We start from the raw sequence: 15281 nt of genomic DNA on the forward strand, positions 1-15281 counted from the left end.
CATGTTAGCGCGGGCAGACGGTCTGGCAGGCGCGAGGCATGGCCCGGCGCTACCGATGCGCAGCGGAGGCGCGCAGCAGGCGCAGGCCGTACGCCGGATCGGACGCATTCCAGTGGGCGATGGTTTCCAGCCCGGCCTGCTGCAGCAGGTGGTTGAAGCTGGCATCGGTGTACTTGTGGCTGTACTCGACCCGGATCGGTTCGCCGGCCTGGAAGTGGAAGGTCTGACCGTCCAGGTGCACGTCCTGCTCGCGCTGGCTGACCAGGTCGGTTTCGATGCGCAGGCGCGCGGTGCTGTAGCGGGCCTGGTGGCGGAAGCCATCGAGATCGAAATCGCTGCCGACCTCGCGGTTGAGGCGGGCCAGCAGGTTGAGGGTGAAGGCGGCGGTGATGCCGTCGGCATCGTTGTAGGCGGCCTCGATCAGCGCCGGGTCCTTGTGCAGGTCGATGCCGACCAGCGCCAGGCCGTCACCGCCCATGGTCTGGCGCATCGCGCGCAGCAGGGCGATGGCCTCTTCGCCGGCGAAGTTGCCCAGGGTGGAACCGGGGAAGAACAACAGGCGCCGCGCCGCCTGGCGTTCCGGTTCGGGGACCTGCACCGGGCGGGTGAAGTCGGCGCAGACCGGCAGCATCTCCACCTTCGGCAGCGCCGGGGCGAGGTGGTCGATGCTGGACAGCAGCGCGGCGCGCGAGATCTCGATGGGGGTGTAGGCCACCGGATCGTGCAGGGCGGCCAGCAGCAGGGCGGTCTTGCGGCCGCTGCCACTGCCCAGTTCGACCACGTGGGCATGGGCGCCGACGGCGCTGGCGATTTCCGGCAGCACCCTGTCGAGCAGTGCCAGTTCGGTGCGCGTGGGGTAGTACTCGCGGGTGTGAGTGATCTGCTCGAACAGGCGCGAGCCACGCGCGTCGTAGAAATACTTGGACGGCAGCTGGCGCGCGGCGCACGAAAGGCCGGCCACGGCGTCGGCCATGATCTGCTGGCGGCCGGGGGTGAGGTCGGTCAGCGCCTGCAGCGCGTCCTGCACGGTACTCATGGAAGATCCCTCGCCAGGCGCACGCCGGAGAACTGCCAGCGCGCCGGTGGATTGAAGAAGTTGCGGTAACTGCTGCGGACGTGGCCGCGCGGGGTGGCGCAGCTGCCGCCGCGCAACACCCACTGGCCACACATGAATTTGCCGTTGTATTCGCCCAGATTGCCGCCGAAGGGCTGGAAGCCGGGGTAGGCGCCATAGGCGCTGGAGGTCCATTCCCAGACATCGCCGAACAGCTGGCGCAGGCCCGTGCCCTGCCCTGCATGAGGATGCAGCTGGTCGTCGTCGGCGAAGTGGCCGCTGGGCGGCTGCGTGGCGGCGACCGCTTCCCATTCGAATTCGGTCGGCAGCCGTGCCTCATGCCAACGCGCGCAGGCGTCGGCTTCGTAATAGCTGAGGTGGCAGACCGGCGCATGTGGATCGAGCGCGCGCCAGCCGCCGAGGGTGTACTCGCGCTGCAGGTCGTCGTGCCAGTACAGCGGGTGCTGCCAGCCCTCGGCCTCGCACAGGGCCCAGCCTTCGCTGAGCCACCAGCGCGGATCGCGGTAGCCGCCGGCATCGACGAAGGCGCGGTACTCGCCGTTGCTGAGCGGGCGCTCGGCGATGGCGTGTGCGGGAACAAGTACGCGGTGCGGCGGCGATTCGTTGTCGTAGGCGAAGGGCGCGTGCTGCGGCCAGCGCGCTGCGCCGACGCTGACGATGCTTTCTTCCCGTGCAACCCAGCCCTGTGCGCTGGCCGCGCTGGTGACCGCCGCGAGGTCTTCGCGATAGGGCGGCTGCAGCGGGTTGCACCACAGCGCGTGCTTGATGTCGGTCAGCAGCAGTTCCTGGTGCTGCTGTTCGTGCTGCAGGCCCAGCTGCAGGTGCTGCAGCGCCTCTTCACCGAGATCGCCATCGGCCAGGCGCGCCAGCACCTGCTCATCGACGTGCCGGCGATAGTCGCGCACCTGCTGCAGCGAGGGCCGCGACAGCAGGCCACGGCGTGGGCGGGCATGGGCCGGGCCGAGGCTCTTGTAGTAACTGTTGAACAGGAAATCCCAGGCCGGATCCCACGGCTGGTGGCCACGTACGCTGGCCAGCACGAAGCGCTCGAAGAACCAGGTGGTGTGGGCCAGGTGCCATTTGGTCGGGCTGGCATCGTCCATGCTCTGCAGCATCGCGTCTTCGGCGCTGAGCGGTGCGGCCAGCTGCTGGCTGCGTCCACGCACGTGGGCGAAGTGGCTGGCGAGTTCACGCTGCGGGGCAGCGACGGCGAGGGTTGCGCTGTCCATGGGCCCAGCTTCGGCTGCCACGGGTGAGCGCGATGTCATCGCATGGCGTCAGCGCATTCACATCGCGCCCATTCAAGAACCCTGCGCCAACGCCGCTAACGGCAGTGCTGCGGCCGTGTAGTGACCGCGCTGGAATTACCGCTTGTCCGATCATCCGCTCCGCCAGCCTGCGCATTACCTGTTCGTGCTGCCCGCCCTGCTGGTCGCACTGGTGCTGTGGGCCACCCTGGGCAACGAGGATGTCGGCCGCGCCGGCCAGCGCGTGCTGCCCTGGTTGCTGGCCTGCCTGGGCGCGGGGCTGGCGCTGATGTACAACCAGGTGCGCACGCTGTGCCTGTTGCTGCTGGTGGCGGCCGTGTTCACGGTGCTGCACCCGGACCTGGCCCACTACCTGCGGCTGGGCTACGTCAGCCCGCTGACGCCGCTGCGCTTCCATGCGGTATCCACCTGGCTGCCACTGCTGTTTGCCGTGCATGCGCTGTGGCCCGAGCGTGGCCGGCGCCGCCAGGACCTGCTGCTGCGCGGGATCGGCAGCGGCACCCTGCTGGCGATCTTCATCCTGCTGGCCGCGCAGCAGCCGCAGGACATGCATGACCTGCTGTCGAACCGGCACTTCGCGTGGATTCCGAGCGACTGGAATGCGCTGGCGCAGCTGCCGGCCCTGCTGTTCCTGGCGGCGACCGCTGCGCTGGGCTGGCAGGCCTGGCGGCGGCCGCGCCCCCTGCACACGGCGATGCTGCTGGCGCTGCTGTGCCTGTGGTGGATGCTGCCGCGCATCTTCCTGCAGCCGGCGCTGCTGCCGGCGCTGAGCGTGGCCGCACTGCTGCTGATGCTGGGCGCCGCCCTGCAGGAATCCTTCCACATGGCATTCCGCGATGAGCTGACCGGACTGCCGGGGCGGCGCGCCTTCAACGAAACCCTGCAGCGTGCCGCCGGCACCTACAGCATCGCGATGGTGGACGTGGACCACTTCAAGAAGTTCAACGACACCCACGGCCACGACACCGGCGATGACGTGCTGAAGCTGGTGGCCTCGCGGCTGGCGCGGGTGGGCGATGGCGGCCGCGCGTTCCGCTATGGCGGCGAGGAGTTCGCGGTGGTGTTCCTGGACCGCGCGGCGCCGGCCTGCGTGGATGCGGTGGAAGCGCTGAGGCAGAGCATCGAGGACAGCCGCATGCAGCTGCGCGACCGCAGCACGCGCAGCCGTGACGACGCGGCCGGGCAGCAGCAGCGCGGCCGCGGCGGCAGCGGCCAGGTGGTGCAGGTGACGGTGAGCATCGGCCTGGCCGACAGCCGCATCGATGCGCGCCCGGCCGGGGTGGTCAAGGCCGCCGACCAGGCGCTGTATGCGGCCAAGGAAGAAGGCCGCAACCGGGTCTGCGCGCACGGCGGCCAGCGCGTGCTGGCGGTGCGCGGCGGCGCCGAGGCTCAGACCGCGTCGAGGTAGTACCAGCGGCCGTCGATGCGCAGGAAGCGGCTGTGCTCGGTCATCCGCACCGCGCTTCCACCGCCGATGCGGTAGCGGGCGGTGAAGCGCACTTCGGCGCTGTCGGGGCCGGTGACGGTGTGATCGTTCACGGTCAGGCCCAGCCACTGGGTGCGCTGGCCTGTTGCCTCGTCCAGCGAAAGTTCGGCCGGGCGCGTGTCCGGGTGCCAGGTCTGGCGCAGGTAGTCGGCCAGCTGGCGTACGTAGGCGCTGTAGCGCGAACGCATCAGGCGCTCGGCATCCGGGGCGGCCTCGCCAGCGTGGTAGCGGCCGCAGCAGGCGGCGTAGTCGGCGGGCAGGCCGCAGGGACAGGGATCGGCGGGGATGCGGGTCATGCCGGTATTGTCGCGCGGTACGCGGCCAGCATCCATCGGCGATAGGCGTATGCTGTCGCCCCCCATCCAAGTGTCGATCGCCGTGCTGGAACTGGTTCCCCCTGAGTTGTGGTGGTTGGTGGTGATTGCCTTCATCGCCGGCCTGGTCGATGCGGCAGTGGGCGGCGGCGGCCTGGTGCAGCTGCCGGGCCTGTTCACGGTGCTGCCGCAGCAGACGCCGGCCATGCTGTTCGGCACCAACAAGTTCAGTTCGATGTTCGGCACCGGCGCGGCCGCCTGGCGCTATGCGCGCAACGTGCGCTTCCCGTGGAAACCGGTGCTGTTCGCCGCCGGCACTGCCTTCATCTTCTCCTTCGCTGGTGCCACCGCGGTCAGCCTGCTGCCCAAGGAGGCGGTGCGGCCGCTGGTTCTGGTGCTGCTGGTGGCGATGCTGGGCTACACGCTGTGGAAGAAGGATTTCGGTGCACTGCACCGGCCGCAGGAGATCGGCCGCCGCGAGCTGGCCATCGCGCTGGCCATCGGCGCGGCGATCGGTTTCTACGACGGCTTCTTCGGGCCGGGCACCGGCAGCTTCCTGATCTTCCTGTTCGTGCGCTTCTTCGGCCTGGATTTCCTGCGCGCCTCGGCAGCGTCGAAGGTGGTGAACCTGGCGACGAACGTGGCGGCGATCTCGTTCTTCATCCCCACCGGCAACATCCTGTGGCTGTTCGCGCTGCCGATGGCGGCGGCCAACATCTTCGGCTCGGTGGTGGGCACGCGGCTGGCGCTGAAGGGCGGCACGCCGTTCATCCGCAAGCTGTTCGTGGGGCTGGTGGTGGTGCTGATCGCGCGGATGGCGTGGGATACGTTCCGCGGGGCGTGATGGTTGCTGCCGGCCAGCGGCCGGCACTACCTGTGGACGGGTTCATGGCCCGGTAGTGCCGGCCGCTGGCCGGCATTCCCGTTCCGGCCGAGGCGGTCAGGCCTCGGCTTCTTCCGGTTCGTTGGCCTGCTGGCGGCTGCGCTCGGGCAGCTTCAGGCGCTTGCCTTCTTCGTCGTACTCGATGAGCAGGACGCCCGAATCGTGGCGGCCGCTGATCTCGACGAAGCAGGCGCCGCCGATGAACGGCTCCAGCGTCATCACCGACTTCAGCGGGGTGGCGACCACCATCTGGAAGCCGAAGTTGTCGAAGATGTTCATCGCCAGCGCGGTGAACTCGTTGTCGGCCTTGTCGAAGGCTTCGTCGAGCACGACGGCGGCATAGCTGGGCAGCTGGCTGTCGGCGCCACCGAGCTGGTAGCGCAGCGCCGCGGCCAGGCAGGTGGTGGCCAGCTTCTGCCGCTGGCCACCGGACTTGCCGGCGCCGCTGCGGTAGATCTCGACCTGCTGGCGTGTTTCCGCGTCCAGCTCCACGCCGATGAACTCGACGTGCATGCGCACGTCCAGCACCAGCTCGCGCCAGCGCTTGTCCTCGCCTTCCTGCGAACCGAGGCGGTTGACCAGCTGGCGCAGCACGGTGAACTGCGATTCGGCCAGCTCGCGCTGTTCGGTCTGCTGCTGCGACAGCACCTCGCGCAGCTGCAGGTGGAACTCACCCACTTCCGGCAGGCGGCGGTCGCTCAGCTCGATGGTCAGCAGGGTGCCGCGGTTGAACGGCACCTGTTCCAGGCTGGCGTTGACCTCGTCCAGGCGCTGGCCGATCGACTTGCGGGCCTCGGCGCTGTGGCGCTGCAGGGCCAGCAGGTTGTTCTTGCTCTGGTTCTGCAGCAGGTCGAAGAAGCGCTCTTCATGCTGCGGCAGGCCGTCGCGCTCCAGGCGTTCCAGGCGGGCGAGGAAATCCTCGGCCGAGGCCACCGACACGGTGAAGTCGCCCGATTCTTCCGGCCACTGCTGGATGAAGCGGCGGAAGCAGCCCAGCAGCAGGTTCTCGACGCGGTTGACGTCCTGCTGCGAGGACGACAACTGTTCGTTCAGCGCGTTGCTGACCTGGCGCATGTGCGCTTCCAGCGTTTCCAGGCTGAGCGGGCCCTGCTCCTGCAGGCGCTCGGCCAGGCCGGCTTCCTGGTCTTCGGCCAGCGCCGGCAGCACCAGGGCGCGGCTCTGCTGGCGGGCACGGTCCAGGCGGTCGCGTTCGCGCACCAGCTGGCCGCGCTCGACGCGGGTGTCTTCATAGGTCCGGCGGGCCTGCTCGATATCGGCGCGCACGGCGTCGATCTGCTTGGCCAGGCGGGCCAGGTCGGCGTTGCCTTCGCGCAGGTCGCGCAGGGTGGCTTCGATATCGGCCAGGCGCTGCTGCGGCGCGGCCACGTCGATCTCGTTCCACTGGATGCCGATCAGCTCATGGCAGGCCAGGCGGCGTTCGTTGTCGCGGTCACGCTGGCCGCGCAGGCTGGCGATATCGGTATCGCAGCTGGCGATGCGCTTGGCCAGTTCCTGCGCTTCGCGCTCGAACACCACCAGCTTGTCGCGGTTGTTGAAGCCGAGGATCCAGCGGCGGCGGTCGTTCACCGCGCTGCGGTCATCCTTCTCGAAGCGGTCGCCCGGATGCTTGACCTGGCCTTCGCGGGTGATGCCGCGGTCGACGTTGCGCAGCTGCTTGGCATCGACGCACTCGTAGTCGAAGCGCTTGCCCAGCTCGCGACGCAGCCAGCCTTCGAAGGCGTGGTCGCGCAGTTCCAGCTTGTGCAGCAGCGAACGCGCGGACGGTTCGCGGGCGAACGCATCGTCGTTGCGACGCACGCGGTAGTAGGTGAAACGCATGCCGAGGTGGGTGCGGTTCACCCAGTCGGCCACCTCGTTGTAGTGCTTGTCGTCCACCAGCAGCGACTGCGCGAAGCCACCCAGCACGCGCTCGATGGCGCCCTGCCAGTTCTGCTCCTCGGTGCGGACCTGGATCAGTTCGCCCACGAAAGGTAGCGAGGCTTCCGAAATGCCGGTTTCCTCGGCCAGGCGTGCGCGCAGCTTCTGCATCGGTGCGGGAATGCTGGACGGCGTGCGCTGCATCGCTTCCAGTTCGCCACGCACTTCGCCGAAGCGACGTTCGTCATCGCGCTTGCCGCCCAACCGTTCGCTGATCGCATCGTCCAGCGCCGCCGAAGCACGCTGGCGGTCCTGCAGTTCGTTCTGTGCGCGCTCGACCAGTTCGGAGAAACCGTGCGCGTCTTCCGGCAGTTCGGCCTGCAGGTGGCGCGCGGCCTCGCGGGCCTGCGCCTGCTTGGCCAGGCGGCGGTCGCGCTCGGCTTCGGCGCGGCCCTGCTCGCGTTCCAGTTCCTCGATGCGCTCACCGCCCTGCTGGCGGCGCTGCAGTTCCAGCTCGGCCAGGCGTTCGGTGTGGTTGTCCAGCGCCGCGCGGCGCTGGGCTTCTTCGCCCAGCAGGCCGCGGTCGCGCACGTCCATCTCGCGCAGGCGTGCTTCGATCAGCAGCTGGCGGCGGCTTTCGCGGAAGCTGTCGATGCCCAGCTTGAGGGTCTCGTCATCGCCGCGCTGGCGATGCATGTGCTTCAGTTCGGTGTAGTGCGCGCGCGCCGGCAGCAGGGTTTCCACCTGGCGACGGGCGGTGACCACCGCCTGGTGCGCGCCGTCGAGTTCGGCGAAATCGCTGATCAGGCGCTCGGCGGCATCGAAGGTGCGCGGCGTGTCCAGCATGAAGTCGCGCAGGAAGACGTTGAGGTCGCCCAGGTTCTTCGCCGACTGCGTCTTGTGCAGCAGGCGCAGCGCCATCTCGTTGTCGATGCCCAGCAGGTGGCGGAAGCGCTCGGCGTAGCCGGAGAACGTATCGAAGTGGTGGATGTCGGCCAGCTTCTGCTTCAGCTTGCGCAGGTCCAGGTCGAAGCCACCGAGGTCCTTGGCGATATCGAACGGGCGCTCGGCGATCATGTAGTGCTTGCGCACGTCGCCGGCCGAGGTGCCGTTGCCGGAGATCCACAGCAGGCGCACCAGGCACACCACGCGGCCATCGCCGGCGCGGTATTCCAGCACCAGTGCGGTCCAGGTCGCGCCCTTGCGCAGGTACTGGGTGGCGATCTCGCCGGTGCCGCTGTCCTGCTGGTCGGCCCACGCGCCACGCACGTAGGAGACCAGGTTGCGGTCGCGGCCACTGCGCTCGGCTTCACGCGCGGCGGCGTTGAAGTCGACGATGGCTGGCGGCGTCAGCAGCGCGGACATCGCATCGAGCAGGGTCGACTTGCCCGAGCCGGAACGGCCGACGAACAGGAAGCCGCGCTCGGCGATCGGCACTTCGGTCAGGCCGTTGAAGGTGCCCCAGTTGTGCACCTGCAGGCGGCGCATGCGGAACTGCTGCAGGCGCGGGTCCGGCAGGCCTTCATTGAACAGGGCGGGAGTGTGCTTGGAAATGGCCATGCGGTGCTCGGGTCTCTCAGGCTTCTGCAGCCGGGGTTTCGCGCAGCTGGCGGTACACCGCCGAAAGCTGGGACACGTCTTCGGCGGAGAACATCAGCTTCAGCGCCGGCGAGACTTCGTGGCGGTCTTCCTGGCCGCCGAGGCGGGTCAGGATGTGGTTGTCCTTCATCTTCTGCACGGCCGAGGCGACGCGGCGGTTGAAGCCGGCGCGGTCGGTGGACAGGTTCTTCTCGTAGATGGCCAGCGCTTCGGCCATCTCGGCGTCGGCGACGACGGCGCGGTTGCCGCGCGCATCGGCCTCGGCCAGCTGCTGGCGCAGGTACAGCAGCAGCACCGAATCGATGAAGGTCAGCGGCGAGGTGCGCAGCAGCACCGGCGCGTCGACGTCTTCGGTATCGGCCTGGCGGGTGAAGGCCACGCCGCTGTCACGGTCCAGCACCAGTTCCAGGAACAGGTCTGCCAGTGCCGAGCGGATCGCGGCTTCGCTGCGGATCAGCGCCGGCCACAGCTTGGCGTGGCGCAGCTGGTCGATGCTGGGGCCGATCAGCAGCTGGCACAGCGCGCGGCGCGCATCCAGCGGCAGGCGGCCGGTATCGCCCATGTAATAGACGTCGTTGCCACGACGCGGCTGTGCGGCAACCGGTGCCGGTTCGGCCTCGTAGGCGTCTTCGACCAGGTCGGGCGCCGCTGCTTCGATGGGATCTTCATGCCAGCTCATGGCGTCTCTCCTGGGTGAACCAAACCAGCGGAATACGTGCGCGGCGCACCTGGCCGTCGCCGCCGCGCCATTGCGCAAGCTCCTGCTCGCCGGCGACCACGTTGCCGAAGCGCGTGCCCAGCGACAGATAGCCGATGACGCTGCCCAGGCCCTGCGGCGCGTCGCGCTGGGCCAAGGCTTCGGCGATGCTCAGGCGCGGCTGTGCGTCCAGCAGTTCGTGCAGGTCGCGGCGCAGGGTACGGAAGTCGATTTCCGACGAGGCCACCAGGTCGCCCACGCTTTCCAGGCTGATGGCGGCTGCATCGTTGTATTCGACGTTGCCATCGACCTGCGCGCTGCGCGGGTCGTGCAGCTTCCACTGCGACCACGAGCGCAGGCGGCTGGTGGTCAGCTGCAGGTCGCGGCCGATGCTGCGCTGGGCGGGGAAATCATCGCGCAGGGCCAGTGCTTCGGACTGCGCCTGCTTCAGCAGCTGGTTGAGGCGGCGCTGTTCGAGGTAGCCACGGCTCTGCACGAAGCCGCGCAGGCTGCGCGCGAAGTTCTGCAGTACGTCGTGCACCTGGCCGCCGCGTTCCAGCATGGTGCTGGTGAAGCCGCGCAGGAAGTTGCGTTCGTTGCGGTCCAGGCGACGGGCGAAGCCGCGCGCGAGCACGGCCTCCAGCGCGGCGTCGAGCTGGGCGCTCTGTTCGGCATCGTTGAGCAGGCGCCAGAACGCCTGGAAGCTGCGGCCGGCATCGCTTTCACCGATGACGTCGACGCCTTCGAACAACTGCGACAGCACGTCGCCGCGCTCGCCTTCGTCGTCGATGATGCGTTCGCGGAAATCGCGGTTGAGCTGCTCGAAGTCATCGCGCACGCGGCGGAAGTCCTCGGTCAGTTCGTCGGCCAGGCCGATGATCTGGCGGGTGCGTTCCAGCGCGCGCTTGCCGTCAAGGGCGACCACGCGGCCGGCGCCGACGCGGGCGATCTCGGCATCGATGCGGTCGCGCTCGTCGTGCAGCGCCGACAGGCGCGCATCAGGATCGGCTTCGGTCTGTGCGGCCAGCGCGGAGAGCTGCTCGATGACCAGCGCCAAGCGGCTTTCGGTAGCGGCCACGCGGGCCTGCTCCAGGCTGTCAGCGAAACGGATCGCCTGCAGCGCCTGGGTCGACAGCTCGTACTGCTCCTGGTCGGCGCCTTCGGGCAGGCGGCGTTCCAGCCAGCCCTGGGCCAGCCAGTGGGCGATGTAGGCCTGGGCGGTACGCGGCAGCTCGCGCGACAGTTCGTCGCCGGCCAGCTGGTCCAGCGCGCGTTGCAGGCGCTCGTTCAATACCGAGGACGGCAGCGTGCGCTCGCCGTCCATCAGCAGGCCCTGCAGCAGGCCGATGATTTCCGGGGCGTGGTCGGCGGCAAGCAGCTTCCACTGGGGCTGTTCGCGCAGATGGCGGTAACGGGCAATACGTTCGCGGTGCTTCATGCAGCGAAGGGAGTCATGGACGCAGAAGGCTGCGGGCAGCCATGCACGGCCGCCGCGGGGGCAGCCGTGGGCGTGCCGGCCACGCGGGGCCGGCGCGGTGCGGGCAAGCGGCTCAGCGCCGGCCGCCCACTTCGATGAAGCGCAGGAACTCGGCGCGGGTACGCGCGTCGTCGCGGAAGCTGCCCAGCATCTTGGAGGTGACCATGCTGACACCGCGCTTGTGGATGCCGCGGGTGGTCATGCATTCGTGGGCGCCTTCGACGACCACGCCGACGCCGATCGGCTGCAGCACATCCTGGATGCACTGGGCGATCTGCGCGGTCATCTTTTCCTGCACCTGGAAGCGGCGGGCGTAGGCTTCGACCACGCGGGCCAGCTTGCTGATGCCCACCACCTTGCCGGCCGGCAGGTAGCCGACGTGCACGCGGCCGATGATCGGCGCCATGTGGTGTTCGCAGTGGCTTTCGTACTCGATGTCGCGCAGGACGATCAGTTCGTCGTAGCCGGCCACTTCCTCGAAGGTCCGCTCCATGTAGGCGCGCGGGTCGTCGCGGTAGCCGCTGAACCAGTCGCCATAGGCTTCGGCGACGCGGCGCGGGGTATCCAGCAGGCCTTCACGGGACGGGTCCTCACCGGCCCAGCGCAGCAGGGTGCGCACCGCATCCTCGGCCTGGTCCTGGGTCACATCGCCCTGCGGGGCGGCCTTTTCGTTGTTCTTGCTCATTGCTTACAGCGTCCCGAAAGGGGGGCGAGCATCGTACCCGACCGGGGGGTGGGTCGTCCTGTTAGGACGGTTCATCGGGGGGGCGTCGTAGCGCCTGCCTGCTATCGGTTTGGATGGGGAAGGGCGGCAGGGCAGGACACGCCGTAAACCCCCCTCCGGGGTCCGGCCCAGCCGCTGGCGGCTGTGCGTTCGGGCGCTTGCGAGGCATGCCTCGCAAGCAAAGCGCCCTCACCCTTGGGGGCTCGTAGGCGCCATCCATGGCGCCTGCGGTCCTGGCCCATCCGGCCCTGCGCCACCCTCCCATCACCCCGCGGGCGCGGTGGGTTGGCTCTTTAAAGGCAAGGGCAGGAGCAGTGCGGACCAACGGTCCGCACCCACCACAGCAGCAGCGGCGCGGTCCTTTCGAAGCCATGACCACCAGCTTTTGCCCCCGCTTTCGGGTGGCCTCGCCGCGCCCGCAGGAAACTGCCAGGGATGGGGAAGGGCGGCAGGGCAGGACCGTGAGGCGCATGGATGCGCCGACCGAGCCCCCATGGGTGAGGGCGCTTTGCTTGCGAGGCATGCCTCGCAAGCGCCCGAACGCACAGCCGCCAGCGGCTGGGCCGGACCCCGGAGGGGGGTTTACGGCGTGTCCTGGCCCATCCGGCCCTGCGCCACCCCACCCGCCAGCACACGAGGCGCAACGCTTTCCTCAGTACACCCACCCACCCCCAATCACCCATTCAGCAAAAACTATTGATAGGAATGAAATTAGTAGTATCCTATCTATCTCTTATGGACCGACCCCTCGACGACCGTACCCGGCTGCAGATGCAGCTCAGCTCCGGCCTGCTCTATGCAGGACGGCAGTGGCAGCGCCTGGCCGACAGCCGGCTCGGCAGCTACGGCATCTCCACCGCCTGCACCATGCCCCTGTTGATGATCGGCCGCTCCGGCGGCGGTATCCGCCAAGTGGCATTGGCCCAGCAGCTGGGCATGGAAGGCCCGTCCCTGGTGCGCCTGCTGGACAAGCTGTGCGCCAGCGACCTGGTCCGCCGCGAAAGCGACGCCAGCGACCGCCGCGCCAACCTGCTGTGGCTGACCGACGAGGGACAGGCGCTGGTGCGCGAGCTGGAAGAACAGCTCATCGGCCTGCGCCAGGACGTGTTCGGCGAACTTTCCATGGATGAACTGCAGGCCGTGCTGAAGGCATGGCGCCTGCTGGCCGAGGCGGCCGACCGCATCACGTAAGCGCGTTGTCCTTGAAACACCGCCGCTGCCGTGCAGGCGCCAGCGGCTTTTGCCCGTTGCCGTTGTCCTGTGTGTTGCCCTCCCCTCCCCCATCTCGCCCCCCTACCGATGCCCGGTGAATTCAGTCTCCACGGAGTGTTCGTCCCGACCCTGCTCGGGTTGATGTTGTTGGCCTACCTGGTCAACAGCGGCCTGCACGCGCTGCTGCAGCGTGCCGGTGCCTACCGCCATGTCTGGCATCCGGCGCTGTTCAACCTGGCGCTGTACGGGATCGTGCTGGGCCTGCTGTTCCACCTCCTGCGTTGGATGCAATCGTGAACAAGATCGTGAAGAAGACCCTTCCCATACTGCTGACCAGCGCGGCGGTGATCGTGGCCCTGCTGGTCCTGCGCCAGCTGTGGGTCTATTACATGGATGAGCCGTGGACCCGCGACGCCCATGTCGGCGCCGACGTGGTGCAGGTGGCCCCTGATGTGTCCGGCCTGGTGGAATCGGTGAACGTGGCCGACAACCAGGCGGTGAAGAAGGGCGACGTGCTGTTCGTGATCGACCGTGCGCGTTACCGCATCGCGCTGGAGCAGGCCAAGGCCAGCCTGGCCGAGCGCCAGGCCTCGGTGACGCAGCTGCGCCGCGAGATCGGCCGCGACCGCAGCCTGCAGGACCTGGTGGCCGCCGAGGACGCCGAAGTGCGCCGGGCCAAGCTGCAGGCCGCGCAGGCGTCGCTGGCCACCGCCCAGGCCGCAGTCGACCTGGCTGATCTGAACCTGGCCCGCACTGAAGTGCACGCGCCGGCCGACGGCCGGGTCAACGATCGCACCATGCGCGTGGGCGACTACGTGGTGGCCGGCAAGCCGGTGCTGGCGCTGCTGGATACCGGCTCGTTCCGCATCGATGGCTACTTCGAGGAAACCCGCCTGCGCGGCGTGGCACCCGGTCAGGCCGTGGACATCCGCCTGATGGGCGAGTCGACCGCGCTGCGCGGCCACGTCGAAAGCATCGCCGCCGGCATCGAGGACCGCTACCGCAGCAACGGCAGCACCCTGCTGCCGAACGTGACCCCGGCCTTCGACTGGGTGCGGCTGGCGCAGCGCATCCCGGTGCGCATCGCCATCGACGACGTGCCCCAGGGCGTGGAACTGATCGCCGGCCGTACCGCCACGGTGACGGTCGAAACCAACAGCAGGAAGCACGCAGACAAGGCCGGCACCACGCCGACACAGGCGGGCCTGTGAACACCACCCTGCCCCGTCTCGGCCTGATCGTTGCGCTGGCCAGCCTGGCGGCCTGCAAGACTGTCGGCCCGGATTACGCCCTGCCGGAAGGCTCGGCCTTCAAGCGCCCGGAGGCCAATGCCGCCTTCATCGATACCCAGAACCCGGATGTTGCCGCCAACCAGGCGCTACCCGACCGCTGGTGGTCGCTGTACAACGATCCGGTGCTGGATGGCCTGATCACCCAGGCGCTGCGTGACAACGTCGAGCTGAAGGCCGCCGATGCGCACCTGCGCCGTGCCGCCGCCGTGTACGAACAGGCGATGGATGCCGGTGGCTTCGAATACGAAGCCGAAGCCGGCGTCAGCCGCGCGCAGCTGTCGGCCGAAGCCTTCCTGCAGGAACACGAGCTGCCGGTGATCAACCTGGCCGACGGCAAGTTCGCGGTCAGCTACCAGTTCGATCTGTTCGGCAAGCTCAAGCGTGGTGCCGAAGCGGCCCGCGCCGACGAGCAGTCAGTAGCCGCCGCACGCGACCTGGCGCAGGTGAGCGTGGTGGCCGAGGTGGCCGACAGCTACCTGGAAATCTGCCACGCCAACCACGAACTGCACGTGGCCGAGCATTCGCTGCAGCTGCAGCAGCGCAGCCGCTCGGTCACCCAGCGCCTGATCAATGCCGGCCGCGGCACGCCGCCGGAGCTGGCCCGCGCCAACGCGCAGGTGGCCCTGCTGGAAGCCGCACTGCCGCCGCTGCGCGCGCAGCGTTCGGCCGCGGCCTATTCCCTGGCCGCGCTGCTGGGGCAGACCCCCGGCCAGCTGCCGGCCGGCGTGATCGACTGCGCCGACGCGCCGCGCCTGGCCCAGCCGCTGCCGGTGGGTGATGGCCGCGCCCTGCTGCAGCGCCGCCCCGACATCCGCCAGGCCGAACGCAAGCTGGCCTCGGCCACCGCACGCATCGGCGTGGCCACCGCCGAGCTGTACCCGGACATCCGTCTGGGTGCCTCGCTGGGTGCCGCCGGCCTGCTGGAGGACTTCGGCCAGCCGATGACCCAGCAGTGGTCGATCGGCCCGCTGATCTCGTGGACGCTGCCGTCCTCGGGCACGCATGCCCGCATCCACGCCGCCGAGGCCGGTGCCGATGCCGCGCTGGCCGAGTTCGACCATGCCGTGCTGCAGGCCCTGCGCGAGACGCAGACCGCGCTGGACCGCTACGCGCAGGACCTGCGCCGCCTGCAGTCGCTGCGCGAAGCCCAGCAGCAGGCCGCGCTGGCCGCCGAGCAGAACCGCCGGCTGTACCAGGCCGGGCGCACCCCGTACCTGTCCAGCCTGGATGCCGACCGCAGCCTGGTGACCAGTGATGCCACCCTGGCCGCGGCCGAGGCGCAGGTCTCGCGCGACCAGATCCATCTGTTCCTGGTGCTGGGTGGCGGCTGGCAGACCACGGTCGCCCCCGCCACCGCGCAGGCCACGGCGAAGTAA

13 protein-coding genes are annotated in these 15281 nt (G+C 69.1%); 6 read left to right on the forward strand and 7 right to left on the reverse strand.

All coding sequences use genetic code 11. The features are described 5' to 3' along the window. Positions 1-49: 49 nt before the first annotated feature. A complete protein-coding gene (egtD, locus tag C1925_RS20615; protein ID WP_108770522.1) occupies positions 50-1036 on the reverse strand; it encodes an L-histidine N(alpha)-methyltransferase in 987 nt (328 codons plus the stop codon). Further along, positions 1033-2304 carry an ergothioneine biosynthesis protein EgtB gene (gene egtB / locus C1925_RS20620; protein ID WP_108770523.1) on the reverse strand — a complete coding sequence of 424 codons (1272 nt, stop codon included), beginning with the start codon at positions 2302-2304 and terminating at the stop codon, positions 1033-1035. Before egtB ends, egtD begins: the two co-directional genes overlap by 4 nt. Before the next feature lie 142 nt (positions 2305-2446). Between egtB and C1925_RS20625 the strand changes: the two genes are divergently transcribed. Continuing rightward, positions 2447-3751 (forward strand): GGDEF domain-containing protein, encoded by a 1305-nt coding sequence (locus tag C1925_RS20625; protein ID WP_108770524.1) that lies wholly within the window; start codon positions 2447-2449, stop codon positions 3749-3751. Here the strand turns inward: C1925_RS20625 and C1925_RS20630 are convergent. After that, complete coding sequence (locus C1925_RS20630) at positions 3733-4125, reverse strand: YchJ family protein (protein ID WP_108770783.1); 393 nt, start codon at positions 4123-4125, stop codon at positions 3733-3735. The two genes, C1925_RS20625 and C1925_RS20630, sit on opposite strands and share 19 nt — an antisense overlap. A gap of 82 nt (positions 4126-4207) precedes the next feature. On the opposite strand from C1925_RS20630, the gene C1925_RS20635 reads away from it, so the two are divergent. Then, on the forward strand, positions 4208-4987 hold the full coding sequence (locus tag C1925_RS20635) for a sulfite exporter TauE/SafE family protein (RefSeq protein WP_164075305.1): 780 nt from the start codon (positions 4208-4210) through the stop codon (positions 4985-4987). 96 nt (positions 4988-5083) lie between these two features. Here C1925_RS20635 and C1925_RS20640 read toward each other — a convergent pair whose 3' ends face one another. The 4 genes from C1925_RS20640 to folE all read right to left on the reverse strand — a co-directional run bounded on the left by C1925_RS20640 (position 5084) and on the right by folE (position 11362). Next, positions 5084-8464, reverse strand: coding sequence for an SbcC/MukB-like Walker B domain-containing protein (locus C1925_RS20640; RefSeq protein WP_108770526.1), 3381 nt, complete (start codon positions 8462-8464; stop codon positions 5084-5086). Positions 8465-8480: 16 nt separating this feature from the next. Further along, the gene (locus tag C1925_RS20645) at positions 8481-9182 is read right to left on the reverse strand and encodes a DUF4194 domain-containing protein (RefSeq protein WP_108770527.1); all 702 of its coding nucleotides are present in this window, start codon (positions 9180-9182) and stop codon (positions 8481-8483) included. Beyond that, on the reverse strand, positions 9169-10638 hold the full coding sequence (locus C1925_RS20650; protein ID WP_108770528.1) for a DUF3375 domain-containing protein: 1470 nt from the start codon (positions 10636-10638) through the stop codon (positions 9169-9171). The genes C1925_RS20645 and C1925_RS20650 overlap by 14 nt, the downstream gene beginning before the upstream one ends. A 112-nt stretch (positions 10639-10750) precedes the next feature. Further along, positions 10751-11362, reverse strand: coding sequence for a GTP cyclohydrolase I FolE (folE, locus tag C1925_RS20655; RefSeq protein ID WP_079224393.1), 612 nt, complete (start codon positions 11360-11362; stop codon positions 10751-10753). A 774-nt stretch (positions 11363-12136) separates the two neighbouring features. Between folE and C1925_RS20660 the strand changes: the two genes are divergently transcribed. The 4 genes from C1925_RS20660 to C1925_RS20675 all read left to right on the forward strand — a co-directional run bounded on the left by C1925_RS20660 (position 12137) and on the right by C1925_RS20675 (position 15281). Beyond that, positions 12137-12592, forward strand: a complete 456-nt coding sequence (locus tag C1925_RS20660) for a MarR family transcriptional regulator (RefSeq protein WP_108770529.1) — start codon at positions 12137-12139, stop codon at positions 12590-12592. Positions 12593-12700: 108 nt separating this feature from the next. Further along, entirely contained in the window at positions 12701-12910 is a 210-nt protein-coding gene (locus C1925_RS20665) for a DUF1656 domain-containing protein (protein ID WP_010487502.1), read from the forward strand. Beyond that, the gene (locus tag C1925_RS20670) at positions 12907-13824 is read left to right on the forward strand and encodes an efflux RND transporter periplasmic adaptor subunit (protein WP_108770530.1); all 918 of its coding nucleotides are present in this window, start codon (positions 12907-12909) and stop codon (positions 13822-13824) included. Before C1925_RS20665 ends, C1925_RS20670 begins: the two co-directional genes overlap by 4 nt. After that, the gene (locus C1925_RS20675; protein ID WP_108770531.1) at positions 13821-15281 is read left to right on the forward strand and encodes an efflux transporter outer membrane subunit; all 1461 of its coding nucleotides are present in this window, start codon (positions 13821-13823) and stop codon (positions 15279-15281) included. Before C1925_RS20670 ends, C1925_RS20675 begins: the two co-directional genes overlap by 4 nt.

Origin of the sequence: Stenotrophomonas sp. SAU14A_NAIMI4_5, from assembly GCF_003086795.1 — a bacterium.
Lineage (GTDB): Bacteria > Pseudomonadota > Gammaproteobacteria > Xanthomonadales > Xanthomonadaceae > Stenotrophomonas.

What these genes read in the sequence shown, in the direction of transcription:
- egtD (WP_108770522.1), bottom strand. Translation starts at nt 1,036, where the DNA reads ATGAGTACCGTGCAGGACGCGCTGCAGGCGCTGACCGACCTCACCCCC.
- egtB (WP_108770523.1), bottom strand. Translation starts at nt 2,304, where the DNA reads ATGGACAGCGCAACCCTCGCCGTCGCTGCCCCGCAGCGTGAACTCGCC.
- C1925_RS20630 (WP_108770783.1), bottom strand. Translation starts at nt 4,125, where the DNA reads ATGACCCGCATCCCCGCCGATCCCTGTCCCTGCGGCCTGCCCGCCGAC.
- C1925_RS20640 (WP_108770526.1), bottom strand. Translation starts at nt 8,464, where the DNA reads ATGGCCATTTCCAAGCACACTCCCGCCCTGTTCAATGAAGGCCTGCCG.
- C1925_RS20645 (WP_108770527.1), bottom strand. Translation starts at nt 9,182, where the DNA reads ATGAGCTGGCATGAAGATCCCATCGAAGCAGCGGCGCCCGACCTGGTC.
- C1925_RS20650 (WP_108770528.1), bottom strand. Translation starts at nt 10,638, where the DNA reads ATGAAGCACCGCGAACGTATTGCCCGTTACCGCCATCTGCGCGAACAG.
- folE (WP_079224393.1), bottom strand. Translation starts at nt 11,362, where the DNA reads ATGAGCAAGAACAACGAAAAGGCCGCCCCGCAGGGCGATGTGACCCAG.
- C1925_RS20660 (WP_108770529.1), top strand. Translation starts at nt 12,137, where the DNA reads ATGGACCGACCCCTCGACGACCGTACCCGGCTGCAGATGCAGCTCAGC.
- C1925_RS20665 (WP_010487502.1), top strand. Translation starts at nt 12,701, where the DNA reads ATGCCCGGTGAATTCAGTCTCCACGGAGTGTTCGTCCCGACCCTGCTC.